A 24,655-nucleotide genomic window follows, 5' to 3' on the forward strand; every position below is an offset into this window, starting at 1 on the left:
TGCTGCTAATTCTGACGCGCGACAGAAAACCCCAGCAACCACTTCACCCGGGACAAAGCTAACCAAGCCTTTGGACTCCGAACGGCACATGCCACGTTAGAAGATTGGCGGGGCAGCACGGCAGGCCGCGGGAGTGGACACGAAAGGTTCGGTAGTCGCTCGTTTCCCGCTGGCCGGCCTTGCCCGCGCGGTTGGGTGCGCTCAGCGTTGCTTGAGAGCCGGCCAGCTTTCTTTGGTGTGCGCGAACGCGCCCTCGGCTGCCCTCACTGTCGCTTCGATTGATCGGGCCCCGGTCTCCGCCATTCGGTAGGTCATGAAGATTCTGGCAACCGCGGCCCAGATCATGCCCATCATTCTTCTCGTGGAGGCATACGAGCTGCTGCCGCCAAGCCCGTGAGTGGACTTGAGTACCTCTTGCAGGATGTCGTGTACCGCATTGAAGCCGTTCAGGTTCAGGTGGTAGGCCAACCGGTAGCAGACGCACATGATGACCGCGCGCTTATTGAGTTCCCAGCATGAGGCGGTCTGCAGCCGGGCGAGCCTGGTGTACGCTTCCGCGGCTGCTCCCTGCCAGCCGTCCACCTGCTCGCGGTTTGGGGCGCTTTCCGCGACGGTCTGGACCTGCTGGTAGGCCTTGTACCAGCTGTCGTGCTCTGCCTTGAGCTGTTCAGGCACGTGAAGCTTGTCGGTGACTACTCGACACACCGAGCGAAGCACAGATACGCTCATCCGCGCGGCTGCCACCAGCGCATCGGTCTGGGCTTTGAAGGACCGCTGGCGCATCAGGAAATCAACTGGGTTCGCGAAGAAGCGCTTGATCTTCTCCCAGAAACTCTCGCTGGCCCGGCGGTCGGCCTCGATCACCTCGGCCAGTCGCTGCTCTATCGCGTCGAGTAGCTGAGGGATCTGGTGGTAGCGCCCGTCGACTGGCATATCCCCCGGATCGTACTTATCCAGTGGAGCGCTGGTTGTCTGTGGCGGGTTGGCACTCGGGGCCTCGGCAACGTTCATCAGTGACCGACCTTCCTGCCGACGGCGGAGGCGGAATCCTCGTTCTCGGCGTAGCTGTTCGAGGTGTCCAGGAGGGTTTGGCAGATCCGACCAAACTCCTCATTTCCCCCGCTGGTGACGAACTGGGTGTGGGAGGAAAGCTGTGCGGAGATGTCGCGGGCCACATTGGCTAGCCCGAACTCGGTGGGCAGTGGCATATCGACAGTGCTTTTGTCGAGGGTGTCAGCCCCCCAAGCCCAGGCCTTCGCCATCTCATGCAGCGAATTAGTTTGCACCTCGAAATCTGTGCCTCGGCCGTGATCGCCGAGCGGCGCGCTCGACCCGGACGTTCCATCCTGGCCGGTTGCACCATGACGGCCTGATCCGAGGTCGGGGCCGTTGACGCCCTCAGGGCCCCGGGAACCCTTGTCGAGGTCGCTCATGCCTGAATCTCCGCGGCGGCCGTCACGGCCAAGGAGCGTTTCGGCTCCCGAACCGGTTCGGGGATCCCTAGCACCTGTGCTGCCGGAGCCCGTGTTGTTTCCGTGCGAGTCTGCTGTGATTCCCCGATCCGTCAGCCGTGAGCCGTGGTGACCGTCAGGACCACCGGGGTCGAAACCGCCGCCCCGGTTCATCGAGCTGTCATCAAGTACGGGTGGCTTTGGCGCTTCCCATCCCCTATCGAACCCGGGTCGGCCGAAGTCGGGGGTTGAGGGGCCGAAAGTCCCCGGGGGCGGAGCCTCGAAACCACCGGCGCCGGGCGCGCCCGCATCGGTGCGCCAGTCGAACGACTTGCTCGGCCCGTCGGGGCGGACAAGGGAGTCGTATCGGGGATCGCTGGGGAAAATCGGACCGAGACCGCCGTCGTGGCGGGGATCACCGGGCAGGATCGGGTCGCCGTAGCTCCACTCGTCGGAATCCGAGGAACCGGCGGCCAGCAGGCCTCCGCCGGGAGCCCCACCAGAACCACCCCCCAGAGGGCCGAGCCCGCCACCTAGACCCGACGGGGGTGGCGCCCCGAGGCCAGTGGGGATACCGTTTGGGCCAGTGCCCGGGGAACCGGGGTTTGCGGCCGGGTTGGGGGTTGGGGCGGGTGGAGCAACGCGCAGTGCCTGGGCGCCCATCCCCGCTTGGCCTGCTAGGCCGGCCTGCCCGGCGGACAACCCTGCGCTGCTGTGGGCAGCGGAGCCGCCTCCGCCGGCGCCACCCATGCCACCCATCATCATGGGCGGTGGCGCGCCACCCGCGTCGCCTCCCTGGCCCTTTTTCCCCTTGCCGGGGCGGAGCAACTGTTCCCGCAGGCGGGGGTCTCCGAGCAGGTCGTCGGAATCGGCGGTGACTCCACGCACCCCAGCCTTCAAGGCGCGCTCGGCGAGCTGAGCCCAGGCAGCGTCGGCTCCTTCAGACATATTCGTCCCCTAACTAGGTGATGAAACGAGACAAGCTCGCAAGCAGCGCGTCACGCTGCTTGCTCAACTCATCGTAGGCGGTGATGCGGTCATCTTCGGGTGGTTGGAGAGAGTCGTAGGCATTTTTGGCAGCCTCGACCACGGCGGCGCAGATGTCACCGACGTTGGTGCGGTCCAGCCACCCTGGGTCGAAGGAGATGTCCTCGGGCAGCCCGGCAGGATTCAGCGTGATCGTCACGCCGTAGGCCCGGCCGACAACCGGCTCGGTCTCTCGCGCGGAGTCGGCATCATCGGTGGCATCGGCTTGTGCGTCCAACTCAGCCATCATGCGCTCATGCAACTCGGTGATGCGATGAAGGCCCTCCACAGCATCGTTAGGCTCGGCTGGAGCAAAGTCCTCGACGGGTGGTTCCTGCTCGAAATAGCCGTCGAAGACCGGGTTGACCCGAAGCGCGAAGTCGGCGAATGCCTGACGAAAGGCGTTGTCCAGGCTTTGGCCGGGCTTGATCTTGGAATACCAGAAGGAGTTCAACCGAACGCGCTGCAGCCGGTTGCTCTCGTCGAACCAGACGCGTACGAGGCCCTGCGCGTCGACGCTGCCGTCCGCGTTCTCGGTCAGTTCATCCTCCTGCCGGGGTGGGGCGAACGCGAGTTCCCGGCAGTCGTTGATCGCCTGGCCGAGCTTGGTGAGGTCACCCGACACCGCAGCCTGCTCGACGACGCTGAGCAACTCGTCGGCGCGCCGCTGTCTGGTGTCCAGGTCCAGGCCCTCCCGGGTGGGCGATTTCGCTTTAGCGGGCTCGTCCTCAGCCTGGTCCGCATCCAGCATCGGAGCCAGGGGGTCGTACTCGTCGTCGAAGTAACTGTGGGGCATGCGGCCAAGTATGCCAGTAGCCTCGCGCAGCGAGCGACTATCTGTCTCGGATGCCTTCCGCCTGGCCGGGTAGTCGCGGAACGGATGTCACGGCTGCCCAGCGGCCAGTCGCGGGACAAAGGTTCGAGGCCGTGCGGCAGGCCGGCAGCGCGACGAGAGCATCCCGCGGCTCAGCCCCGCTTTCAGTGCACAGGAGCCGTGGGCTTTGTGCAACGGGAGAAGGCCGCACAACGTCACCAACTCGACCCGGTGGAGTTCCTTTGGCAGGTGATTCGTGGTAAATGAATCCGCGCCCGTCGCGCAACCTGGCCCACCGCACCACCCCGCGGGAGGGAGACGAAGTGGGCCCCGGGAAGAACCCGGGGCCCACGGTTGGTGAGAGAAGGGGCTACACGCTGGCCAACCGCCTGTTCATTGCGGTGCCGAAGTTCTCGGCCTCCAAGCCCGCGACCAGGTGCCACACGCCGGGAGAGACCTCGATTGCAGCGGGCAGCCCGGCCCGCTCCAGGGCCTCAACATCCACCTTCGAGGAGTCTCGGACTTCCACTCGCAGGCGGGTCTCGGCGATCGATGAAACGCTCGCGACGTTTTCCTCACCGCCCAACGCGGTCAGCCACTGCTTGGCCTGGTTGGTCTCCACATCGCTCACGACAATGACTCGGGGCTCCGTGTCGCCGACCGTCTCCTTCGGCTTGCCGTCGCGCTCGGCGCGGGCCTCCGCCCGCTGCTCCGGGGTGCGGTAGTCGGAGATGATGACCAGGATCATGGCGGTGAAGAAAGCTGCGGCAATCGATACCGCATAGATCCACATCGGGTTGAACACCGGGATGGTCAGCAGCGAGGTGAACGCGAAGGCGCCCGTACGCACGCCACCCACACTCATGCTCAGCAAGCCGATGGTGACGCCACCGACTAGACAACCCACTAGCATCCGCGGGTAGATCCGCTTGTAGCGCAGGTGGATGCCGTAGAGCGATGGTTCGGAGATGCCACCGAGAAGGCCCGCTGCCAGAGCGCCGGTGGCGGTCTGGCGCATCTGGGTTTCGCGCTCGCGGATGGAGATGAAGAGTACGCCGGCCGTCGCACCGAAACAGGCGAAGTTCCACGTGCCCATCGGGCCCTGGATGAAGTCGTAGCCCAGCTGCTGAATGTTGAGGAGCATCAACGCGTTCAACGGCCAGTGCAGGCCAAGCGGAACCAGGAACGGATAAACCAGCGGAATGATGATTGCGAAGACGATTGGAGCCGACGTGTTCAACCAGGCTAGGCCGTTGCCGATGCCGGAGCCCAGCCAGATGCCCAGCGGGCCGATGAGGAAGGCCGTCAGCGGGATCATGACGATCATCGAGAAGAAGGGAACGAACACCATCTGCAGGTTTTCGGGGAAGATGCGCTTCAGCCCGCGGTAGACCAGCGCGAGGACCGCCACCATTATCAGTGGTACAAAGACCTGCCCACCATAGTCGTTCAGTTGCAGCGGCACCCCGAAGATGTGCGCCACACAGGAGTCAGTCTGCAGCGTCGGGTCCTTGGTGCAGATGGTGTCGGCGAACGCCTGCACCTTCTGGTAGAGCCCGGAGCCCTCCTCCGTCTCCACGTAGGAGTTCGCGCCCAGCTTAAGGAACTCGGGAGTCATCAGGGCGCCCATGATCGTGGCGCCGAGCCACCCGTCGACGTTCAGCTTCTTGGCCGCGTTGTAGGCCACCATGATCGGCAGGAAGTAGAACACGGAACGCCACATGGTGTCCACGAACACCCAGCCGGCCGCCTTATCTTCTGCCCGGAAGTCGACGTACTTCAGGGCGTCCAGGACCGCGGCGAACGCGATAATGAGCGATGCCCCGAGCAGCACACCGAGCAAGGGACGGAACGAATCGGAGAGGTACTCGAAGAACGAGTCAACCCACTTCGCCTTGCCTCGAATCCCTCCTTGGCGGGCGGCTGCCTTGATTTCGGCGTCGCTGAGCTCGCGGCTACCCGCGTTGGCCATCTCCGGCAGGTTGTTGATGTCGGCATACACTCCCGCCACCGCGCCGCCGATGATTACCTGGAAGCGGTTTCCAGACTGTGGAACCGCGCCCATCACACCTTTGATCGACTCGACTTGATCCACGGATACGCCGGAGCTGTCCACCAGCTCGAAGCGCAGCCGCGTCGCGCAATGCGTCAGGCCGATGATGTTCTGTGGGCCGCCGAGCGCGGCCACGATTTCGCTAGCAACAGTTGACATCTAGGCTCTCCTAGTCTTCTTCCAGCGGGACGAGATCACGGACCTCGGCCGATGTCGTCTTGCGCAGGGCGCCTTCAGCCAGATCTCGGCAGTAGTCCATGGAGTACTGCCTGACCTGCGCCTTGACGTTTGCGATCGCTGGGATGGAGCAACTTAGCTCGTCAACACCCAGGCCGATCAGCAGCGGGACCGCCTGCGGGTCGGATGCGACGCCGCCGCACACTCCGATCCACCGGTCGTAGCGATGCGCGGCCTCGGCCGCCCGCCCAATCAGGGTCAGCACCGCAGGATTAACGGCGTCCACCTGGGGCGCCAGCATCGGGTGTCCCCGGTCCATCGCCAAAGTGTATTGGGTCATGTCGTTGGTGCCGACGCTGAAGAAGTCCGCCTCGCGGGCGAACTGGTCGGCCATCACGGCCACGCTGGGCACCTCGACCATCACGCCCAGCGGCACCTGAGACACCCCGAGCTTGCGCCGCTCGTCTTCGAAGATCTCCTTCGCTTGGCGGAAGTCGGTCAGTGTGGCGATCATGGGGAACATCACGTGAATCTGCGCGCCTGCCTCGACCGCCCGCAGGATTGCGCGCGACTGGGTGCGCAGAATCTCGGGCCGGTCCAACCCGACGCGGACGCCGCGCAGGCCGAGGAAGGGGTTCTCCTCCGGGGCGATGGGCAGATAGGCCAGCGGCTTGTCTCCACCTACGTCCAGGGTGCGGATGACCAATGGCTTGCCCGGCATCGTCGCGGCGATGCTGTGGTAAATCTCCGCCTGCTCATCCTCCGACGGCGCACTGCGCCGGCCCAGGAAAAGGAACTCGGAGCGCAGCAAGCCGACACCCTCAGCGCCGCCGGCGACCGCCTTCTTCGCATCCTCAAGCCCGCCGATGTTGGCAACGACAAGGACGCTGTGCCCATCGGTGGTCTTTGCCGGTTCGTGTGCGTGCGCCTGCTCCTCGGCCCGACGTTCGGCGATGCGCAACTGCCGGGAGCGGATCTCCTCGACCTCCTGTTCCGTCACGCCGGTGCGCAAGGCGCCTCGCGTGCCGTCGAGGAACACGAGTTCCCCCTCAGGCAGGTCCAGGGCGCGGGCCTCGATTCCCGCGATCGCGGGGATGTCGAGCGAGCGCGCCAGGATGGCGACGTGGCTGGAGGCGCCTCCGTTCACGGTGGCGAAGCCCGCTACCTTGGTTCGGTCCATCTGAGCGGTGTCCGACGGGGTCAGGTCCTCCGCGATGAGGATCGAACCCTCTTCGAGTTCCGTCTGCTCGCTCTTCTGCCCGGTGAGTTCCTCCAGCACCCGGATGCCCACGTCACGCACATCGTTGGCGCGCCCGGCCAGCACCTCGTTGCTGAGCCCGGCCAACTGATCGGCGAAGCTTTGGTAAGCGCCCCGCCACGCGTACGCGGCCGACTTGCCCTTATCGATCGCGCTGGAGGCCAAGTCCAGCAGATCCGGGTCGGCGAGCAACTCGCGGTGGGCCGCGAAGATCTCCGCCTTCGATTTATCCTCCATCCCGGACTCCAACGCCTGGAGTTCGACGAGGGCGCGGTCGATGGCGCTATTCAGCTTCCGTCGCTCGACGTGCTTGTCGGAAGCGGTCTCCTCGACGGTGATCTCCTTGCGACGAACCTGCACGACCCTGCCTACGCCCAGCCCGGGGGAGGCTCCAACGCCCAGGAGCAGATTTGGGTCGCTGCTGCGCCGCGGGGCAGTGGGGCGCTGCGTCACGGGCGGGGCCACGGCAGCCGCCGACAACTGGACCTCCTCGCCGAGGCCCGCCTCGATCTCCCTAGTCAGGGTCTCGACTGCTTCATCGGCGTCCGTCCCGACAGCCACGACATGGACAGAGTCTCCGTTGAGGACCTGCATGGCCATGATTGCCACCACGGACTTCGCGTTCGCGGAGTCGTCGCCGCGTTGCAGGGTCACCTTGGAGGCGAATTTCTTGGCCAGCCCGACGAGCACCGCAGTCGGGCGCGCGTGCAGACCAGTCGGGTTTCCGATGATGATGGCCGGAGAGGTTACGGTTTTACCTCCCTGATCGGCTTCGCTGCCTTCCTCCTTCACCTGCATCACCGCCAGGGAATCGCCGCTGTGGACGATGCCCTCGCCCAGCGCCTCGAACCCGCTAATCCGCTCCGAGTTCGAGATCACGATCTGAGTCAGCACGCTTTTGGCCTCGCGGGCCACCATGTCGAGGTCGAAATCGATCAGCGGGGTGCCGGCCAGCACCCGGTCGCCAATCTTTACCAGCGTAGTGAAGCCCTCGCCCTCCATGCCCACCGTGTCCAGGCCGATGTGCATCAGCACCTCGACTCCGGAATCGTGGCGCACGGTGACGGCGTGCTTACTCGCATGCACCAAAACCACCTCGCCGTCGCATGGGGCGTGCAGCCGCGACTCAAGGGGGTCGATTGAAACCCCTTCTCCAACCATTTTGCGCGCGAAAACCGGATCGGGGACCACATCGATTGGCACGACGACTCCCGTCAGGGGCGCTGTGAGGCTAAGCTCGCTCATTACTATTCTCCATTTCTGGGAGTTTCCCGCTCACTAAAGCGGTTCACACACTCTATCCGGCATGGGCGGCCTCTGGCAGGAGACTCGGTCAAATGCTGGTATCTGGTCTGGCGGCCTGCACTGACGGCGTGCAAACGGCCGATTGGGCCGACCTGGGTGAGGCGGACGCCTGCGTTACCCGCAGGGTCCCTGCCTCCGGGAGCCTCCTCGGTGCGCCCGAGAGCACCCTTGGCTGCACCATCAATGGGGAGGTCGCGTCGCGTGGACGCCGCTGGCAGAGTTGCTGGCGTGCGGTTGCGCTGCGCGGGTAGACTCAACGCACACGTTAGGACATCCCGATCGGGTGTCACGGCGCGAGAGGTAAAGCGTGACTGACAAGCATGATGCGGGCCCGTTCGGCTTTCTGGGGCTGACGTACGACGACGTGTTGCTGCTGCCCGGGGAGACGGATGTCGTTCCCTCCGAGGTCGACACGACAACCCAATTCACCCGCGGGCTCCAGCTGCGAATCCCCATCCTTTCCGCCGCGATGGATACGGTCACTGAGGCGCGCATGGCCATCGCCATGGCGCGCCTGGGCGGCCTAGGGGTGCTGCACCGTAATTTGTCCACCGAGGACCAGGCCTACCAAGTGGACCTGGTTAAGCGCACTCAGACCGGGCGCATTACCAACCCCGTGACGATCGGCCCAGACGCCACGCTCGAAGAGCTCGATCAGCTCTGTGGCCAGTACCGGGTCTCCGGCCTGCCCGTCGTTGCGCCCGACAACAAGCTCCTGGGCATCTGCACCAACCGCGACCTGCGCTTCACCCCCGTGGCCGACTGGGCCACTACTCGGGTGCGGGACGTGATGACGCCCATGCCGCTGTTCACCGCGCCTGACACCATCTCGCACGACGATGCCACGCACCTGCTGCGCCAGCACAAGCGGGAGCGGCTGCCACTCGTCGACGAGGCGGGCCGCTTGACCGGTCTGATCACCGTGAAGGATTTCGTGAAATCCGAGCAGTTCCCGCTGGCGTCGAAGGATGAGCAGGGCCGCCTGATGGTGGGTGCGGCCGTCGGCTACTTCGGAGAGGCCTGGGAGCGGGCGAACACGCTGATCGAGGCCGGGGTGGACGTGCTCGTCGTCGACACCGCGCACGGCCATTCCAAGCTCCTGCTCGACATGATCCGTCGCCTGAAGGACGACCCGGCCTCCAGCCACGTGCAGATCGTCGGCGGAAACGTCGCCACCCGGGCGGGAGCCCAGGCGCTCGTTGATGCCGGTGCCGACGCAGTGAAGGTGGGTGTGGGCCCCGGCTCGATCTGCACCACCCGGGTCATCGCGGGGGTGGGTGTGCCGCAGGTGACTGCGGTCCACGAGGCGTCGCTGGCGTGCAAACCTGCGGGCGTGCCGGTGATTGCCGACGGCGGGCTGCAGTACTCCGGGGATGTGGCGAAGGCGTTGGTGGCGGGTGCGGACTCCGTGATGGTTGGGTCGCTGCTGGCCGGCTGCTCCGAGTCCCCCGGCGAGACCGTTTTTATCAACGGCAAGCAGTACAAGCAGTACCGAGGCATGGGTTCGCTGGGGGCAATGAGTTCGCGAGGCAAGAAGTCCTACTCCAAGGACCGCTACTTCCAGGCCGACGTCACCAGCGACGACCAGCTCATCCCGGAAGGAATCGAGGGCCAGGTGCTCTACCGCGGGCCGGTGTCCTCGGTGGTGCATCAGTTGATTGGCGGCCTGCACCAGTCGATGTTCTACGTTGGGGCGCGCACCGTCAGCGAGTTGCAAAGCCGGGGGAAGTTCGTGCGCATCACGGCGGCCGGGCTGAAGGAATCGCACCCACACGACGTGCACAACATCGCCGACGCCCCGAACTACGGCAGGCGCTGAGCGGGATGTCCCACGCGCAGTCGGAGGCTCCGACGTCTGCGAGCCCGGTGCCCACCAGCGCGGGCCGGTACTGCTTCGCCCAGGGGTTGCAGGGTGCTACGTTGCTGGCGCTCGGGTTCATCGTCTTCTTCATGACCGCTACGGGCATCTTCACCAACTACCTGCAACCCTGGTACGAGGTCCCGCTGTTTGCCAGCTCGGCGATCCTCTGGTTCTTCGGGTTGTGGACGCTCATCGCCGCCGCCGAGGAGATTGACCTCGCGGGCGACTCAGTGACGGTGCACCACCCGGCGCCACGGATTGGAGCGCTGGTCCTGGTGCCCGTCTTGTTGGTTTCGATGGCGGCCCCCGGACCGCTGGGTGTCGACGCGTTGGAGCGGCAGCCCGCGCTGACGGTGCCCGTGGCCGAGGACAGCGGCTTCCCGCCGCTCGCCGACGGGCAGGCCAACGACATGACGCTGAAGCAACTGCTGGAGCGCTACGAGTGGGACGATCCCGAGGATCTGGCCGGAAAGCAACTCAGGATTGTCGGTTTCGTCGGCCAGGAATCCGACGGCCAGCGCTGGAGCCTGAACCGGTTCGGAATTTTCTGCTGTGCCGCCGATGCCCGCGCCTACTCCGCGAACATCAGCGGCGTGCCCCGGCCGGAGCGCACCTTCGCTTGGGTGGAGGTGGTTGGGGTGATCGACTTTGACGCCAGCGGTGAGCTTCCCGTGCTGTTCGTGGAGTCGGTGACCGAGGTGCCCGTTCCGGAGGAGCCCTACTTGTGAGTGTGCTGCCCGCCATGCGTCCCCGCATCTGGCCGATGCCCGTCGCGATCATGACGGCGGTGCTGGTCCTAATCGGCATCCAGTTCCGGCTCGGGCCAATCGTGGGCTACGAGGGCATGTTCGCGACCTGGTCCACGCTCTTCGTGGCCATCGTTGTGCAGGCGCTGCCCTTCCTGGTGCTGGGCGTCGTCGTGTCGGGGCTGATCGCGGGGTTTCTGCCCAGAAACCTGCTGTCTCGGATAACGCCCCGGTCCCCGCTGCTTGCGGTGCCTGCTGCCTCCGTCGCCGGGGTGTTCCTGCCGGGTTGCGAGTGCGCGTCGGTGCCGGTGTCCCAGTCGTTGATGCGCCGCGGGCTGTCGCAGGCGGCCGCGCTGGCCTTTCTGCTGGCCGCGCCTGCGATCAACCCCATCGTCATGGTGGCCACGGCTATCGCTTTCCTCGGTAACCCGACGATGGTGTGGGCGCGGTTCGTGGCCTCGCTCCTCGCGGTGCTGATGGTGTGCTGGCTCTGGGTGTTCCTGGGAAAGGAGGAGTGGATGAAGCCCCAGGAACCCGGGGGGCATCACCACTCCGGCTGGGGAGAGTTCCGGGAGGTGGCCGTCCACGACCTGATGCAGGCGGGGGGGTTCTTGGTGGTTGGCGCCGGGGTCGCCGCCCTGATGAAGGTGGCCCTGCCGGTCGGCTGGCTCACCGCACTCAGCGAAAACCCTTGGCTGGCGGTGGCGTGCCTGGCGCTGCTCGCTGTGCTGCTGTCGCTGTGCTCGGAGGCGGACGCCTTTGTGGTGTCGTCCATGAGCTTTGTCTCCCCGACGGCTCAATTGGCCTTCCTTGTGGTGGGCCCAATGGTGGACGTGAAGTTGTTCGCGATGCAGTCGGGCGCCTTCGGTACTCGCTTCGCGCTGCGGTTCATGCCGTTGACCTTCGTCGTTTGCGTGCTCTCTGCGGTGTTCGTCGGCTGGCTGATGCTCTGAGCTGGACTAGACTGGCCCCGTTTTGGAAGGACTGATCATGTACGAACTCGCCCGCAGCAAGCGTGCTACCCCGGCCTACAGCTTTGACGACGTAGCGATCGCGCCCACGCGGCGAACTCGCGGCGACTCCGAGGTGGATATTTCGTGGAGGATCGACGCGGTCACCTTCGACCTGCCGATTGTCGCCGCTCCTATGGACTCGGTGATGAGTCCGGAGACCGCAATCAGGATGGGACAGCTGGGCGGTTTGGGGGTGCTTAACCTGGAGGGGCTGTGGACCCGCTACGAGGACCCGACGGCGGCCTACGAGCAGTTGACCGGCGAGATGGACCAGGTGCGGGTCACACGAAAGATGCAGGAGATCTATTCCGAGCCGGTGAAGGCGGAACTGATCGAGGCCAGGCTTGCTCAGCTGCGCGCGGCAGACGTCCCTGTGGCCGCCTCGCTGTCGCCCGCACGCACGCAGGAGTTCGCGTCAATCATCGAGAAGGCGGGCCTGGACTTCTTCGTGATTCGCGGCACGACGGTGTCCGCGGAGCACGTCGGCGGTGCAGAGGCCCTCAACTTGAAGGAGTTTATCTATCGGTTCGACGTGCCGGTGCTCGTGGGCGGTGTGGCTTCTTACCGGGCTGCGCGTCACCTGATGCGCGCGGGAGCGGCGGGCGTGCTCGTCGGTTTCGGAGGCGGCGCTACGCACACGACGGCGTCGGTGCTGGGTATCGAGGTGCCGATGGCGTCGGCGGTCGCGGACGTGGCGGAGGCTCGTCGTGACTACCTGGAGGAGTCGGGCGGGCGCTACGTGCACATCATCGCTGACGGCGCGGTGGGTCGTTCGGGCGACATCGCCAAGGCCATCGCCTGCGGGGCGGATGCCGTGATGGTGGGGTCCCCGCTGGCGCGCGCCACGGAGGCCCCGGGCAGGGGGTGGCACTGGGGGCCGGAGGCGTGGCACGGTTCGCTGCCGCGCGGTGAGCGTTCCCACTTCGAGCAGGTGGGTACCCTGGCGGAGGTGGTCGTCGGCCCGTCGCACCTGCCAGATGGCACCATGAACCTGGCGGGTGGCCTGCGCAAGGCGATGGCGATGACGGGGCACACCGACCTCAAGCGCTTCCAGCGTGCTGACCTCATCTTGCGCCGATGAATGCCGACGAGGCGCGCGCCGAGCTGTTGCGGCTGCGAGCCAGCATCGACAACCTGGATTCGATGCTGGTGCATTTGCTCGCGGAACGATTCAAGGTGACCAAGCGGGTGGGCGAGTTGAAAGCCGGGCATGACATGCCGCCCGCGGACCCGGTGCGGGAGGCGCAGCAGATCGCTCGTCTCCGCTCGCTCGCGGAGGAGGCGCAGCTCGACCCGGAGTTTGCGGAGAAGTTCCTGCAGTTCATCGTACGCGAGGTGGTGCGCCACCACGAGCGCATCCGGGAGGAGCGGGTGTGAGCCCGATCAGCTAGCCTGACTCCGGGAAGCCCGGGCTCGCGCGGCTTGTGCTGTCTGGTGGGCCGGGTCAGTCGTCGGCGTTGATGAGGAACTGGGCTGCCCGGGTGAGGTATTCGCGCAGCTCGCGGTCATCGTCGGGGCTGAGCCCGAGGGTGTCCACGGCGATACTCATGTGGTGCAGCCAGCGGGCTGCGGCCGTCGGCGTCACCTTGAAGGGCGCATGCCTGATTCGGAGCCTGGGGTGGCCGCGAAGCTCGTGGTAGGCGCTGGGGCCGCCCCAGTACTGTTCCAGGAACAGCCGCAGCCGCTCTTCCGCCGGGCCCAGGTCCTCCTCGGGGTACATCTCCTTGAGCAGCGGATCCTGCGCCACGCCACGGTAGAACTCCCGGGTGAGTCGCGCGAAGGTTTCATGGCCGCCGACGCGGTCGAAGAAGCTCTCTTCCATGGTCGACAAGAGTAGTACGTGAACGTCACTATACGGATGTATAAGAAATGATACACTCGTATCATGGAGCGGACGACGAGAGCTCGGCTACGGGATGCCGCGATTGAGCTGGTGGCGGAAGGGCACCAGCCTTCCGCGCGAACAGTGGCCGAACGAGCCGGGGTGAGCGCGGGCCTGGTCCGGCATCACTTCGGCTCGATGAGCAAACTTCAGGCGGAGTGCGATGCACACATCGCGCGGCTCATCCGTCAGATGAAGCAGGAGGCGATCCGGCTGGGGCAACGGCTCGACGTGCTGCAGGCCATCCTGGCCGCGGATCGCACGCGCGCCCTGCCCTACCTGGCCCACCGGCTGGGGGCCGATAGCCCGGAGATCGACGTCCTCGTCGACCAGCTCGCCTCAGACGCCGAGGGTTACCTGCGCGAGGCCGTGGAACTTGGCGAACTGCAGCCGATCGCCGACCTGCACCACGTCGCCAAGCTCGCCACGCTGCACGCACTGGGCGAGGTGGCCCTGCACCGTCACCTGGCGCGAATGTTCCACGTCGACCTGACCAGGACCGACCTGGCTCAGGAACCCGGATTCCACAACTACCTGTCCGCGCAGGTGGAGCTGTATGCGGGACTGATGTCGCCCACCCGGCTCGCGCTGCTGCGCGCATACCTACAGGAGAACCGATGACCGTCATCGAAACCAACGGCCTGATCAAGCGCTTCGGCAAGTTCACGGCTCTCGAAGGAATCGACCTTCAGGTGCAGGCGGGGGAGGTTTACGGCTTCCTCGGCCCAAACGGCGCGGGAAAATCCACCGTGATCCGCGTGCTCCTCGACGAGATCCGCGCTACGGCAGGAGCGGCCACCCTGTTCGGCCTCGACTCACGCAAGGACGCGGTGGCGATCCACCGACGGATCGGATACTTGCCCAGCGACCTCACGCTCTACCCCAAGCTGACGGGCAAGGAATGCCTGCGGTTCTTTGCCCGGCTGCGTGGCGGCATCGACTGGACCTACGTCAACGAGCTTGCCGCACGGTTCGACGCTGAACTGGGTAAGCGCTGCGCCGAGCTCTCCACCGGGAACCGGCAGAAGATCGGCCTGATCGCCGCGCTCATGCACAAGCCAGAGCTGGTGATCATGGATGAGCCAAACGCCGGCCTGGATCCTCTCATTCAGCACGAGTTTCAGCAGGTGGTGCGGGAGGTCGTGGCGGAGGGGCGAACGGTGTTCCTATCGAGCCATACGCTCTCCGAGGTGCAGCGAGTTGCCGACCGCGTCGGCATCATCCGTCAGGGACGCATGGTCGCCGTCGAGGAGATTGGTCGGCTGCTCGCCGTGCGGCGAGTGGTTCTCGTCCTCGACGGCGTGGCCACTCGCGACGACTTCGCAGGGCTCACCGGGGTCACCGATCTGCGCATCACGGATAAACGAGTCACCCTGGGTTTCGCGGGTGAACTCGGCGTGCTGCTGGACGCGGTGGGTAAGAAACACCACATCCTCGACATGCAGGCCGCCGACGCGGACCTTGAGGAGTTCTTCCTGGCCTTCTACCAGGAGCAAAAGTGATAGCCGCAGCGCTCGCCACGCGCGCTCTCACGGAAAAGTGGCGTTCGGCAGCCGGCACGCTGGCGGCCGTCTTGGGCATCACCTGGCTGGCCATCGAGATCTACGGCTCCATCGACCTCAGCATCTACGACTCCCTGCCCGAACCGGTGCTGGCCCTGGTTGGTTTCCCCCGGGGAGCCAGTGCGCAGGTGCTCGCCTTCAATGAAGGGGTAGGGATGGTCGGTGGGTTGGCGGTGTCAGGTGTGGCCATCGCGCTAGGGGCGGACATCGTCGCGGGCGGTGAAGGGCGGCGAACTCTCCAATACGTGTTGGCCCAGCCGATCTCGCGTCTGACCACGGTGCTCACAAGCGCTGCCGTGCACCTTACCCTGGTCGCTGCGATGAGCGCGGGTATCTGGGCCGGTAGCCAGTTGCTCGCGCTCGGCTACGATGTCGACACGAGCGAGCTGCACCTGGGAGCCCTCTGCGTGACGCTTGGTGTAAGCGCGGCGCTGCATGGCGCTGCCGCCTTCGCGGTCGGGGCGATCACCGGCCGCAAGGGCCTGGCCGCGGGGGCTGGTTCCGCCCTGCTGATGCTGGGCTGGCTTGGCTCCGGGCTTCTCCCGCTCACCTCAGGCTATGCGAAATACGCGGACTGGCTGCCGTATCATTGGTTCGCAGGCCAGAAGACGCTGATGCGTGGGCTCGATCAGGGAACGCTCGCGCAGTTGATCATTGTCATGGCAGCGCTGTTCGCGGTGGGCATCGTCTCCTTCCCGCTGCGAGACCTGCGCTCCGTGGCCACTGCGCCGCTGGGTGAGCGCCTTCGGGCGGTGAGGCTGCACGTCGCGCCGCGCAGCGTGGCCGGTGCTGCGATTGGGCGTGGATTCACGATGATCCTGGTAGTGAGCATGCTGCTTGCGGTGAGCGCGGTGATGATGGGTCCGATGTTCGACTCTATGAAGAGCGAGCTGGGTTCCTTTCAGAACTCGCTGCCGGATGACCTGCTGGCGATATTCGGCATCGAGGATCTCTTGAGCCCAGGGGGGTTTCTGTGGACGGAAGTGATGAGCGTCTATGCGCCGCTGGCGATCATCGCGCTGGCGGCAGCCCAAGCAGTGGGCCTGGCCAAGGAGGAGCGCGCAGGCAGGGTGGGATTCCTGCTCTCCACGGGGGTATCGAGGGCCCGGGTGCTGCGCGGGGCCCTGCTGGCAATACTGGTAGGCTGCGGGCTCCTCGCCATGCTTACTTTCGTCGGCCTGCTAGTAGCCGACACGTGGGGCGGGCTTGGTTTGCCTGTCGTCAGGCTTGCTGGGGCCTGCATGCACCTGTTTGGCTACGGGTTGTGTGTGGGGGCGATATCGCTGGCGGTTGCGGCGGCCACAGGTAGCGCCGCTGCGGCGGGCTGGGGCGCTGCTGGGGTCGGCTTCCTGGGGCACTTCACTTACTCTCTGCTCCAGCTGGATCCTGCCACCGCTGTCCTCGCCAAACTGTCACCCACCTACTACTACGCGGCTGCCCGGCCGCTGGAGTCGGGCGCCGACTGGGGCCACGTCGGGGTGTTGCTCGCGCTGGCGTCGGCGGCCCTGACCGTGGCCTTCCGCCGCTTCGATCGACGCGATCTGCGGGTTTGAGCCCGATCACGCCGGGGCTCCGTCGGGTCCAGCGGAGCTGCGGCAAACCAGTTGGGCCGGGCTCAGCGGCTCGGGTCGGGAGGCCCGTCAGTCAGCTCGATGCGGCAGGTCGTTCTGCCCACCTTCAGGCTGCCCGCGCGGGTTCCGTCCATATTGTGAGCGAGAAACCCGTCGATGAAACCCTGATGGATGCTGCAGACCAGCTTCAACTGGTCGGGGGAAAGCGCGTCACGGAAGGGGCAGCGGGTGAAGCGGATGGATTTGGGCTCTCGCGCGGTGGCGAAGCCGCGCTCGCCGAGCTCTGTCACGAGTTGCTCCGCCGCCGGTCCCGGTTGCGCTTGGGCGGCCGCGGAACTGCCCCAGGCCGCGCCTGCGTGCTGAGCCAGGCTCAACTGCTCTTGGTTGGCTGTGGGCATGATGTCGAGTAGGACACCCAGTAGTTCAGTCAGGTGGCGGTTCCCGACGGTGGGCGACTTGTTGGTGGCGCGGTAGCGCAGCGGGGGGCGCCCCGCTCCTTCGCTGCGGACGGCCTCGCGGACGGCGAAGCCGCGATCCACCAACGCATCCAGGTGGAATCGTGCGGAGTTGCGGTGAAGTTTCAGCTCGTCCGCAACTTCCGCGACGGCTAGGGCGCGGTCAGCTCCTTGCAGGGTGGCCAGCACTTTTGCCCTAGTGGGGCCCAAATCGTGGTGGTTTCTGCTCATGTTCTCAGTGTTGCACGTGTGCGCCGTGTAGTGCGATCTGGCTAGAGTTTGTACATGGAATTTGTACCTTTGGTCGATGGTTATGGCCGTCGAGCCCGTGACCTCAGGGTCTCGTTGACCGACAGGTGCAATCTGCGTTGTTCCTACTGCATGCCCGCGGAAGGGCTGAACTGGTTGCCGACGGAGCAGACCCTGACCGACGACGAGGTGCTTCGCCTGATCCGGGTCGCCGTTACGCGGTTGGGGGTGGAACGGATCAGGTTCACCGGGGGCGAGCCCCTGCTGCGCAAAGGACTGGAGCGAATCATCGCCGGGGCGTCCGACATTGGCTCTGTCGTCGGCGGCGTCGATTTGGCGTTGACTACTAACGGTCTGGGCCTGGACAGGCGGGTCCACGGGCTCGTGCGCGCGGGTTTGCGCAGGGTGAACGTCTCCCTGGACTCGCTGGACCCGGTTCGGTATGCCCGAATCACTCGGCGAGATCGCCTGCCCGACGTTTTGCGCGGCATCGAGGCGGCGGCCGCCGCCGGTCTCAACCCAGTGAAGGTCAACTCGGTGATCGTGCGGGAACAGAACGTGCAAGACGTCGTTCCGTTGGCCGAGTTCTGTCTGCGCCGGGGATATCAGCTGCGGTTCATCGAGCAGATGCCGCTGGGCCCGGAGGGGCAATGGCAGCGGGATCGGATGGTGACGGCTGATGAGATTCTCGCGCTGCTGGGCAGTCGGTTCGTGCTCACTCCTGTCCAGGAGCCTCGCGGCGGCGCTCCGGCCCAGCTTTGGGCTGTCCGGCCGAACAGCACCCAGCCCGGGGGGGTGGTGGGGGTGATTGCCTCGGTCACGCGCCCGTTCTGTGGAGACTGCGACCGTACTCGGCTCACCTCCGACGGGCAGGTTCGTTCATGTTTGTTCTCTCGCAGAGAGCGCGATTTGCGCGCGATCATGCGCGGTGGAGGCAGCGACGACGATATCGTGGCTGCGTGGAGCAGCGAGCACGGGGCGAAGCCGAGGGCCCACGGAATCGACGAGGCCGATTTCATCCCTCCGGCTCGTACCATGAGCGCGATTGGAGGCTGAAAATGGAAGTTCGGTTCTTCGCTGGTGCAGCGGAGGCGGCCGGGGTCGAGCGGCGACAGGTACCTGACGGGCTCGGCTACGAGCAGCTTCTCGCGCACCTGGGCAGTGGTAACGAGCACCTCGCCCGGGTGTTGCAGGTCTGCTCGTTTTTGGCGGACGGGCGTCGCATAACGGGCGAGCGGGATTCGCTTGTCGGGGTGGCACAGGTCGACGTACTGCCGCCCTTTGCAGGTGGGTAGCCCGAGTCGCGTCGCCATCGTGCTGGGTGGCGGGCGCTCCAGGAGGATGGGACGGGACAAGCTTGAGCTTCCCCTGGGCGAGAGCACGCTGCTGGGCGCCGTTTGCGCGGCTGCGGGGGAGTGGGCCGATCGCGTGGTTGTCGCGGGCCCGCAGAGGCCGTTGGCGGCGGATTTTGTGCAGGAACAGCCGCCGTTCGGTGGGCCGGTGGCGGGGCTGGCTGCCGCCTTGGCGGTGGTGCCCGCCGACGAGTATCTGCTGCTGGCCGGTGATCTGGCGCGACCCCGGGAAGTCGTCGCTTCGTTGGCGGCAGCTGCCATGGACGGCGATGGCGTGGTGTTGAGGGACGAGGAGGGCTGGCCACAGTGGCTGGCGGGGCGGTACCGGGGAGAACCACTGAGGGCAACAATTGCTCGACTCCCTGAGGTGCGCGGAGTGTCGGTGCGTCGTGCACTAGGGGGTTTGGTGGTGGGTCAAGTGCCCGTCTCTGAAGGGGTGGTTGCCGATATCGATACCCCCGAACAGTTTCGCCGGATGTCCCGGAATTAGCCAAGGCGCGAATTGCCTAATTGCTTGCTGGCTAGGTCTGATGGCCGATTTCAGACAAATAGTTTGAATTAATGGGCAAGACCCGGATGAGCATGTCAAGCTATCCTCATGAGCACTGACGCTGCACGACTGGATGGCCCGGCTTCCGACGCCCTGCTGGGCATCGGTCGGTTCTTCAAGAAGTGGGATACTACGAAGGATTCCAGGGCGGTTTTTCGCGAAGGTGGCCGAGCCGGCGACGTCTTCTACCGGGACCGCTGGAGCCATGACAAGGTGGTGCGTTCCACTCACGGCGTGAACTGCACGGGTTCATGCTCGTGGAAGGTTTACGTGCGTGACGGCATCATCACCTGGGAGTCTCAGCAGACGGACTATCCGTCGACGGGGCCGGATCGACCCGAGTATGAGCCTCGGGGTTGCCCGCGAGGCGCGGCGTTCTCCTGGTACACCTACTCCCCGACCAGGGTGCGCTACCCCTACGGGCGGGGTGTGCTCGTCGAGATGTATCGAGAGGCGAAAAAACGCCTTGGCGATCCGGTGGAGGCTTTCCGGGAAATCTCCACTGACCCGGTCAAACGGCGGCGTTACCAGCAGGCCCGAGGGAAGGGTGGCCTCGTGCGAATCAGCTGGGAGGAGGCGCTGGAGATCTCCGCAGCCAGCTACGTCAACACCATCAAGAACTATGGCCCGGATCGCTGCGTCTCCTTCTCGCCGATCCCAGCGATGAGTCAGGTGAGCCACGCGATCGGCACGCGCTTCACGCATTTGATCGGCGGGGCGATGACCAGCTTCTACGATTGGTACGCTGATCTGCCCGTCGCCAGCCCCCAGGTCTTCGGGGACCAGACCGACGTCCCGGAGTCTGGTGACTGGTGGGACGCCACTTATCTCATGATGTGGGGCTCTAACGTTCCGGTCACCCGTACCCCCGACGCGCACTGGATGGCCGAGGTGCGTTACCGAGGGACGAAAGTGGTGGTGGTCTCGCCCGACTACGCCGACAACGTTAAGTTCGCCGACGAGTGGCTCCCAGCCCAGGCAGGCACGGACGCCGCGCTTGCCATGGCGATGGGGCACGTCATCCTGAAGGAAAACTTCGTCGACAAGCAGGTTGATTTCTTCACCGACTACGTCAAGCAGTACACCGATCTGGGGATGCTGATCACGCTCGTGGAACACCCGGAAGGGCACGGTTTGGTGCCGGGTAAGTTCCTCACGGCGGCGGGCCTGCCCGCTCACCAATCCCTACCGGATGCGGACTTCAAGACCGTGATGTGGGATCGCGCCACCGGCGGCACGGCGATACCAAACGGGTCGATGGGTTTCCGCTACAACGAGGACGGCGCCGGTCAGTGGAACCTCGATCTGGGAGAGATCGACCCCGCGCTGACGCTTGAAGGCGAGGCTGGGGCCCGCGGGGTGGAGATTGCTCTGCCGTGCTTCGAGGATCCCAAGGGCGTGGGATCAGTCATCCGACGTGGCGTGCCTGCGCTTGAGGTGGACGGCCACCTGGTGACCACCGTCTTCGACCTGATGCTCGCCCAATACGGCGTCGCCCGGCCGGGCCTGCCCGGAACTTGGCCGAAGGATTACGACGACCCGAGCGTGCCGTACACCCCGGCCTGGCAGGCCGAGATCACCTCGGTGCCTGCAGAGGCCTGTATCCGCGCCGCCCGGGAGTTCGCGCGCAACTCGGAGGAGTCCAAAGGCCGCACGATGATCATCATCGGGGCCGGCATCTGTCACTGGTTCCACGCGGATGTCACCTACCGTTCGATCATCGCCCTTCTCATGCTCACCGGCTGCATCGGCAAGAACGGGGGCGGCTGGGCGCACTACGTCGGCCAGGAGAAGTGCCGGCCCATGACGGGCTGGTTCAACATGGCCAACGCCACCGACTGGACGCGGCCGCCGCGCACCATGATCGGCACCGCCTACTGGTACATGCACACCGATCAGTGGCGCACGGACGGCTTCTCCTCCGACCGCATCAAATCCCCCTTGTCCACCGGCAGCCTCGACGGTATGCACACCGCAGATTCTGTCGCGCTGGCCCACCGGCTGGGTTGGATGCCCTTCTACCCCCAGTTCGACGTGAACCCCCTCGACCTGGCTGACGAGGCCCAAGCGGCGGTGGAGCGCGGCGAGCACGCCACGGTGCAGGAGTACGTGGCCGCCAAACTGAAATCGGGCGAACTAAAGAGCGCGGTCGAGGATATCGACGCGCCGGAGAACTGGCCACGCACGATGATCCTCTGGCGTTCAAACCTATTCGGGTCCTCCGCCAAAGGAAACGAGTACTTCCTCAAACACCTGCTGGGCACCCACAACAACGTCATGGAAAACGGGCACGGTGCCGACCAGAAGCCCAGCGTCGTCAAGTGGCGGGACGAGGCCCCTGAGGGCAAAGTCGACCTGCTGATGACCGCAGACTTCCGGATGACCAGTTCCACCCTCCTCAGCGACATCGTGTTCCCCGCGGCCACCTGGTACGAGAAATACGACCTCAGCTCCACGGACATGCACCCTTACGTTCACGCCTTCACTCCGGCGATCGATCCACCGTGGGAGGCCCGAACCGACTTCGTCCTGTTCAGCGACCTGGCCGCCGCGATCTCCGAGTTGGCCAAGGGACGTCTCGACACTCGACTCGACGTCGTCGCGGTGCCGATGCAGCACGACACGCCCGGGCAGATTGCGCAGCCGGGCGGGCGGGCACCTGACTGGCGCGGCACGGACCTGCCAGCGGTTCCTGGCAAGAACCTGCCCGTGCTGCAGGTGGTGGAACGCGACTACACCGCTATCGCGGACAAGCTACTCACCGTCGGCCCACTGGCGGACAAGCTGGGCTTCACCGTGAAGAACATCACCTACGACATGACCCACCAGGTGGCGCGGCTCGCGAAGCTGCATGGGGTGTACCCGTCGGGTCCGGCCGCCGGACGGCCGGCCATCGACACCGATTCCCGGTTGGCCGAGGCCATCCTGACTTTCTCGGGTACCACGAACGGTGAGGTCGCCACCCAGGGCTTCCACGACCTAGAGCGCAAGACGGGTCGCAAGCTCGCCGACCTGTCCGCGGGATCCGAGGAGCGCATCATCACCTTCGCGCAGACCCAGTCCGCCCCTCAGCCGGTGATTACCTCGCCGGAGTGGTCGGGCTCCGAGACGGGTGGCCGCCGCTACGCCGCGTTCACCATCAACACGGAGCGGCTGAAGCCGTGGCACACCCTGAGTGGCCGGATGCACTTCTTCCTGGACCACGACTGGATGATCGACGCGGGGGAGCAATTGCCCATCTTCCGGCCGCCTCTGGACATGACCACCGCCTACGGGGAGCCAGAGATCGGCCCCACTGGGGAGAAGGCCATCACCCTGCGTTACCTCACGGTGCACAACAAGTGGGCGATTCACTCGCAGTACTACGACAACTGGTTTATGCTCTCGCTCGGCCGCGGTGGGCCACAGGCCTGGCTCAGCGTGAACGACGCCAAGAGCATCGGGGTGGCGGACAACGACTGGGTTGAGCTGACCAACGCGAACGGAGTGTTCGTTGCCCGGGCGGTGGTAACCCCGAAGCTGCCCGACGGCATCGCCTACGTGCAGCATGCGCAGGAGCGCACCGTGGATGTGCCCAAATCGCAGGCCACTGGTAGGCGCGGCGGCATCCACAACTCCGTCACCCGCATCCTGCTCAAAGCTACCCACCTGATCGGCGGTTACGCCCACCAGGCGTACGCCTTCAACTACATCGGCCCCACCGGCGTGCAGCGAGACATCGTCTCCACCGTGCGTCGGCGCTCCCAGGAGGTGCAGTACTGATGGCCAAGCGACGACGCGTCATGGCCCAAGTGGCCATGGTAATGAACCTGGACAAGTGCATCGGATGCCACACCTGCTCGGTGACCTGCAAGCAGGCCTGGACCAACCGTTCGGGAACCGAGTACGTGTGGTTCAACAACGTGGAGACCCGTCCCGGGCAGGGCTACCCACGCACCTACGAGGACCAAGAGAAATGGCAGGGCGGCTGGGTGCGCACCAAATCCGGGCGGCTCAAGCTGCGCTCCGGCGGCAGGTTCCGTAAGCTGCTCAGCATCTTCGCTGCGCCGCGCCAGCCTGGGATTGGAGACTACGCCGAGCCATGGACCTACGACTACGAGACCCTCACCCAGGCGCCGCTCGGAGATGACTTCCCCGTCGCCCGCCCCAAGTCGCTGGTCACCGGCGAGGACATGGCCATCCGGGCGTCGGCGAACTGGGATGATGCGCTGGGCGGTATCGCGGAGACTGGCCACGACGACCCCATCGTCAAGAAGCTTCGCGAGGAGGCCAACCTCAAGATTCGGTTCGAGTACGAGAAGACCTTCATGTTCTTCGTTCCCCGGATCTGTGAGCACTGCCTGAACCCGTCGTGCATGGCCTCGTGCCCCTCGGGCGCGATCTACAAGCGGGCCGAGGACGGGATCGTCCTGGTGGACCAGGATCGGTGCCGCGGCTGGCGGCAGTGCATCACAGGTTGCCCCTACAAGAAGATCTACTTCAACCACCGCACCGGCAAGGCCGAGAAGTGCACGATGTGCTACCCGCGACTGGAGCTCGGTCAACCGACTGTCTGCTCCGAAACCTGCGTGGGCAGGCTGCGCTATATCGGCATCATCCTCTACGATCCCGATCGCGTGACTGCCGCAGCCCTAGCTGACGACAAGGACCTATACCAGGCCCAGCTCGACATCATGCTTGACCCGACTGATCCCGAGGTGATCTCCGACGCGCTGGCCAGCGGGATCCCCATGGACTGGCTGCACTCGGCCCGGAGGTCGCCCGTCTATGCGCTCATCAAACACTTCAAGGTGGCACTGCCGCTGCACCCCGAGTACCGCACCATGCCGATGGTGTGGTACGTGCCGCCCTTGTCTCCCGTGGTGGATCTACTCAGGGGCCAAGGACATGACTCCGAGGCCGCAGGGAACCTGTTTGGCGCCATTGATGCCCTGCGGATCCCCGTCGAGTACTTGGCCGAGCTGTTCACGGCGGGCGACACCCAGGTTGTCACGGACGTGCTGCAGCGCCTTGCGGCGATGCGCTCTTACATGCGCGACGTGACGCTCGGCCGACAGCGCCAGCCCGAGTTGGCGCACGCGGTCGGGATGGAGCCGGCAGCGATGGAGCAGATGTACCGGCTGTTGGCGATCGCTAAGTACGACGAACGCTACGTCATTCCGAAGGCGCACGTAGAGCGGGCTCATCAGCTGGAGGAGATGGGATGTTCCCTCGATTTCGACGGTGGTCCCGGGCCTGGCGGTGCGGGGCCGGTCAGCGTCGGAGCGGGTCGCCGGGTGCCGGTCAGCATCGAGAGCTTCGCAGCAGCGCAAGCCCGACGAGAGGCATGA

General features: G+C 65.5%; 21 protein-coding genes. 14 read left to right on the top strand and 7 right to left on the bottom strand.

Annotated elements, in window-relative coordinates; genetic code table 11:
• Nucleotides 1–201: 201 nt before the first annotated feature.
• The 5 genes from EII42_RS06225 to ptsP all read right to left on the bottom strand — a co-directional run bounded on the left by EII42_RS06225 (nucleotide 202) and on the right by ptsP (nucleotide 8,024).
• On the bottom strand, nucleotides 202–1,011 hold the full coding sequence (locus EII42_RS06225) for a hypothetical protein (protein WP_125171248.1): 810 nt from the start codon (nucleotides 1,009–1,011) through the stop codon (nucleotides 202–204).
• Nucleotides 1,011–2,399: a hypothetical protein gene (locus EII42_RS06230; protein ID WP_125171249.1), complete on the bottom strand. Its 1,389-nt coding sequence runs from the start codon at nucleotides 2,397–2,399 to the stop codon at nucleotides 1,011–1,013. The genes EII42_RS06225 and EII42_RS06230 overlap by 1 nt, the downstream gene beginning before the upstream one ends.
• Nucleotides 2,400–2,412: 13 nt before the next feature.
• Nucleotides 2,413–3,273: a hypothetical protein gene (locus tag EII42_RS06235; RefSeq protein ID WP_125171250.1), complete on the bottom strand. Its 861-nt coding sequence runs from the start codon at nucleotides 3,271–3,273 to the stop codon at nucleotides 2,413–2,415.
• 388 nt (nucleotides 3,274–3,661) lie between these two features.
• Nucleotides 3,662–5,503, bottom strand: coding sequence for a PTS transporter subunit EIIC (locus EII42_RS06240; protein ID WP_125171251.1), 1,842 nt, complete (start codon nucleotides 5,501–5,503; stop codon nucleotides 3,662–3,664).
• Between the two features lie 10 nt (nucleotides 5,504–5,513).
• Nucleotides 5,514–8,024 (bottom strand): phosphoenolpyruvate--protein phosphotransferase, encoded by a 2,511-nt coding sequence (ptsP, locus tag EII42_RS06245; RefSeq protein ID WP_125171252.1) that lies wholly within the window; start codon nucleotides 8,022–8,024, stop codon nucleotides 5,514–5,516.
• 92 nt (nucleotides 8,025–8,116) lie between these two features.
• Here ptsP and EII42_RS06250 point away from each other — a divergent pair, with 92 nt between their 5' ends.
• The 6 genes from EII42_RS06250 to EII42_RS06275 are packed head-to-tail and all read left to right on the top strand — an operon-like array spanning nucleotide 8,117 to nucleotide 13,081.
• Nucleotides 8,117–8,335 carry a hypothetical protein gene (locus EII42_RS06250; RefSeq protein WP_125171253.1) on the top strand — a complete coding sequence of 73 codons (219 nt, stop codon included), beginning with the start codon at nucleotides 8,117–8,119 and terminating at the stop codon, nucleotides 8,333–8,335.
• Nucleotides 8,336–8,391: 56 nt separating this feature from the next.
• Nucleotides 8,392–9,903: an IMP dehydrogenase gene (gene guaB, locus EII42_RS06255; RefSeq protein WP_125171254.1), complete on the top strand. Its 1,512-nt coding sequence runs from the start codon at nucleotides 8,392–8,394 to the stop codon at nucleotides 9,901–9,903.
• A 5-nt stretch (nucleotides 9,904–9,908) separates the two neighbouring features.
• Nucleotides 9,909–10,673: a TIGR03943 family protein gene (locus EII42_RS06260; RefSeq protein WP_125171255.1), complete on the top strand. Its 765-nt coding sequence runs from the start codon at nucleotides 9,909–9,911 to the stop codon at nucleotides 10,671–10,673.
• Nucleotides 10,670–11,644, top strand: coding sequence for a permease (locus EII42_RS06265; protein ID WP_233558295.1), 975 nt, complete (start codon nucleotides 10,670–10,672; stop codon nucleotides 11,642–11,644). Before EII42_RS06260 ends, EII42_RS06265 begins: the two co-directional genes overlap by 4 nt.
• A 37-nt stretch (nucleotides 11,645–11,681) precedes the next feature.
• Nucleotides 11,682–12,785: a GuaB3 family IMP dehydrogenase-related protein gene (locus tag EII42_RS06270; RefSeq protein WP_125171256.1), complete on the top strand. Its 1,104-nt coding sequence runs from the start codon at nucleotides 11,682–11,684 to the stop codon at nucleotides 12,783–12,785.
• Nucleotides 12,782–13,081: a chorismate mutase gene (locus EII42_RS06275; RefSeq protein ID WP_125171257.1), complete on the top strand. Its 300-nt coding sequence runs from the start codon at nucleotides 12,782–12,784 to the stop codon at nucleotides 13,079–13,081. The genes EII42_RS06270 and EII42_RS06275 overlap by 4 nt, the downstream gene beginning before the upstream one ends.
• Nucleotides 13,082–13,148: 67 nt before the next feature.
• Here the strand turns inward: EII42_RS06275 and EII42_RS06280 are convergent, their stop codons facing one another.
• Entirely contained in the window at nucleotides 13,149–13,526 is a 378-nt protein-coding gene (locus EII42_RS06280; RefSeq protein WP_125171258.1) for a globin, read from the bottom strand.
• A 63-nt stretch (nucleotides 13,527–13,589) separates the two neighbouring features.
• On the opposite strand from EII42_RS06280, the gene EII42_RS06285 reads away from it, so the two are divergent.
• The 3 genes from EII42_RS06285 to EII42_RS06295 are packed head-to-tail and all read left to right on the top strand — an operon-like array spanning nucleotide 13,590 to nucleotide 16,701.
• The gene (locus tag EII42_RS06285) at nucleotides 13,590–14,207 is read left to right on the top strand and encodes a TetR/AcrR family transcriptional regulator (RefSeq protein ID WP_125171259.1); all 618 of its coding nucleotides are present in this window, start codon (nucleotides 13,590–13,592) and stop codon (nucleotides 14,205–14,207) included.
• Nucleotides 14,204–15,088 (top strand): ABC transporter ATP-binding protein, encoded by an 885-nt coding sequence (locus EII42_RS06290; RefSeq protein ID WP_125171260.1) that lies wholly within the window; start codon nucleotides 14,204–14,206, stop codon nucleotides 15,086–15,088. The genes EII42_RS06285 and EII42_RS06290 overlap by 4 nt, the downstream gene beginning before the upstream one ends.
• On the top strand, nucleotides 15,085–16,701 hold the full coding sequence (locus EII42_RS06295; RefSeq protein WP_125171261.1) for an ABC transporter permease subunit: 1,617 nt from the start codon (nucleotides 15,085–15,087) through the stop codon (nucleotides 16,699–16,701). The genes EII42_RS06290 and EII42_RS06295 overlap by 4 nt, the downstream gene beginning before the upstream one ends.
• A 62-nt stretch (nucleotides 16,702–16,763) precedes the next feature.
• On the opposite strand, the gene EII42_RS06300 is transcribed toward EII42_RS06295, so the two are convergent.
• Nucleotides 16,764–17,405 (bottom strand): metalloregulator ArsR/SmtB family transcription factor, encoded by a 642-nt coding sequence (locus EII42_RS06300; RefSeq protein WP_125171262.1) that lies wholly within the window; start codon nucleotides 17,403–17,405, stop codon nucleotides 16,764–16,766.
• Between the two features lie 54 nt (nucleotides 17,406–17,459).
• On the opposite strand from EII42_RS06300, the gene moaA reads away from it, so the two are divergent.
• From moaA to narH, 5 genes are all read left to right on the top strand, one after another.
• Nucleotides 17,460–18,479, top strand: a complete 1,020-nt coding sequence (moaA, locus tag EII42_RS06305) for a GTP 3',8-cyclase MoaA (protein ID WP_125171263.1) — start codon at nucleotides 17,460–17,462, stop codon at nucleotides 18,477–18,479.
• Nucleotides 18,480–18,481: 2 nt separating this feature from the next.
• Nucleotides 18,482–18,718, top strand: a complete 237-nt coding sequence (locus EII42_RS06310) for a MoaD/ThiS family protein (protein ID WP_125171264.1) — start codon at nucleotides 18,482–18,484, stop codon at nucleotides 18,716–18,718.
• On the top strand, nucleotides 18,711–19,265 hold the full coding sequence (locus EII42_RS06315; protein ID WP_199729812.1) for a molybdenum cofactor guanylyltransferase: 555 nt from the start codon (nucleotides 18,711–18,713) through the stop codon (nucleotides 19,263–19,265). The genes EII42_RS06310 and EII42_RS06315 overlap by 8 nt, the downstream gene beginning before the upstream one ends.
• Before the next feature lie 108 nt (nucleotides 19,266–19,373).
• The gene (locus tag EII42_RS06320; protein WP_125171265.1) at nucleotides 19,374–23,087 is read left to right on the top strand and encodes a nitrate reductase subunit alpha; all 3,714 of its coding nucleotides are present in this window, start codon (nucleotides 19,374–19,376) and stop codon (nucleotides 23,085–23,087) included.
• Nucleotides 23,087–24,655 (top strand): nitrate reductase subunit beta, encoded by a 1,569-nt coding sequence (gene narH / locus EII42_RS06325; protein WP_233558296.1) that lies wholly within the window; start codon nucleotides 23,087–23,089, stop codon nucleotides 24,653–24,655. The genes EII42_RS06320 and narH overlap by 1 nt, the downstream gene beginning before the upstream one ends.

The sequence above is a fragment of the Tessaracoccus sp. OH4464_COT-324 genome (assembly GCF_003932855.1).
GTDB lineage: Bacteria > Actinomycetota > Actinomycetes > Propionibacteriales > Propionibacteriaceae > Arachnia.

Bases quoted from the DNA above. Each gene is read 5' to 3' on its own strand.
- EII42_RS06225 (WP_125171248.1), bottom strand. From the start codon at position 1,011: ATGAACGTTGCCGAGGCCCCGAGTGCCAACCCGCCACAGACAACCAGC.
- EII42_RS06230 (WP_125171249.1), bottom strand. From the start codon at position 2,399: ATGTCTGAAGGAGCCGACGCTGCCTGGGCTCAGCTCGCCGAGCGCGCC.
- EII42_RS06235 (WP_125171250.1), bottom strand. From the start codon at position 3,273: ATGCCCCACAGTTACTTCGACGACGAGTACGACCCCCTGGCTCCGATG.
- EII42_RS06240 (WP_125171251.1), bottom strand. From the start codon at position 5,503: ATGTCAACTGTTGCTAGCGAAATCGTGGCCGCGCTCGGCGGCCCACAG.
- ptsP (WP_125171252.1), bottom strand. From the start codon at position 8,024: ATGAGCGAGCTTAGCCTCACAGCGCCCCTGACGGGAGTCGTCGTGCCA.
- EII42_RS06250 (WP_125171253.1), top strand. From the start codon at position 8,117: ATGCTGGTATCTGGTCTGGCGGCCTGCACTGACGGCGTGCAAACGGCC.
- EII42_RS06260 (WP_125171255.1), top strand. From the start codon at position 9,909: ATGTCCCACGCGCAGTCGGAGGCTCCGACGTCTGCGAGCCCGGTGCCC.
- EII42_RS06270 (WP_125171256.1), top strand. From the start codon at position 11,682: ATGTACGAACTCGCCCGCAGCAAGCGTGCTACCCCGGCCTACAGCTTT.
- EII42_RS06275 (WP_125171257.1), top strand. From the start codon at position 12,782: ATGAATGCCGACGAGGCGCGCGCCGAGCTGTTGCGGCTGCGAGCCAGC.
- EII42_RS06280 (WP_125171258.1), bottom strand. From the start codon at position 13,526: ATGGAAGAGAGCTTCTTCGACCGCGTCGGCGGCCATGAAACCTTCGCG.
- EII42_RS06285 (WP_125171259.1), top strand. From the start codon at position 13,590: ATGGAGCGGACGACGAGAGCTCGGCTACGGGATGCCGCGATTGAGCTG.
- EII42_RS06290 (WP_125171260.1), top strand. From the start codon at position 14,204: ATGACCGTCATCGAAACCAACGGCCTGATCAAGCGCTTCGGCAAGTTC.
- EII42_RS06300 (WP_125171262.1), bottom strand. From the start codon at position 17,405: ATGAGCAGAAACCACCACGATTTGGGCCCCACTAGGGCAAAAGTGCTG.
- moaA (WP_125171263.1), top strand. From the start codon at position 17,460: ATGGAATTTGTACCTTTGGTCGATGGTTATGGCCGTCGAGCCCGTGAC.
- EII42_RS06310 (WP_125171264.1), top strand. From the start codon at position 18,482: ATGGAAGTTCGGTTCTTCGCTGGTGCAGCGGAGGCGGCCGGGGTCGAG.
- EII42_RS06320 (WP_125171265.1), top strand. From the start codon at position 19,374: ATGAGCACTGACGCTGCACGACTGGATGGCCCGGCTTCCGACGCCCTG.
- narH (WP_233558296.1), top strand. From the start codon at position 23,087: ATGGCCAAGCGACGACGCGTCATGGCCCAAGTGGCCATGGTAATGAAC.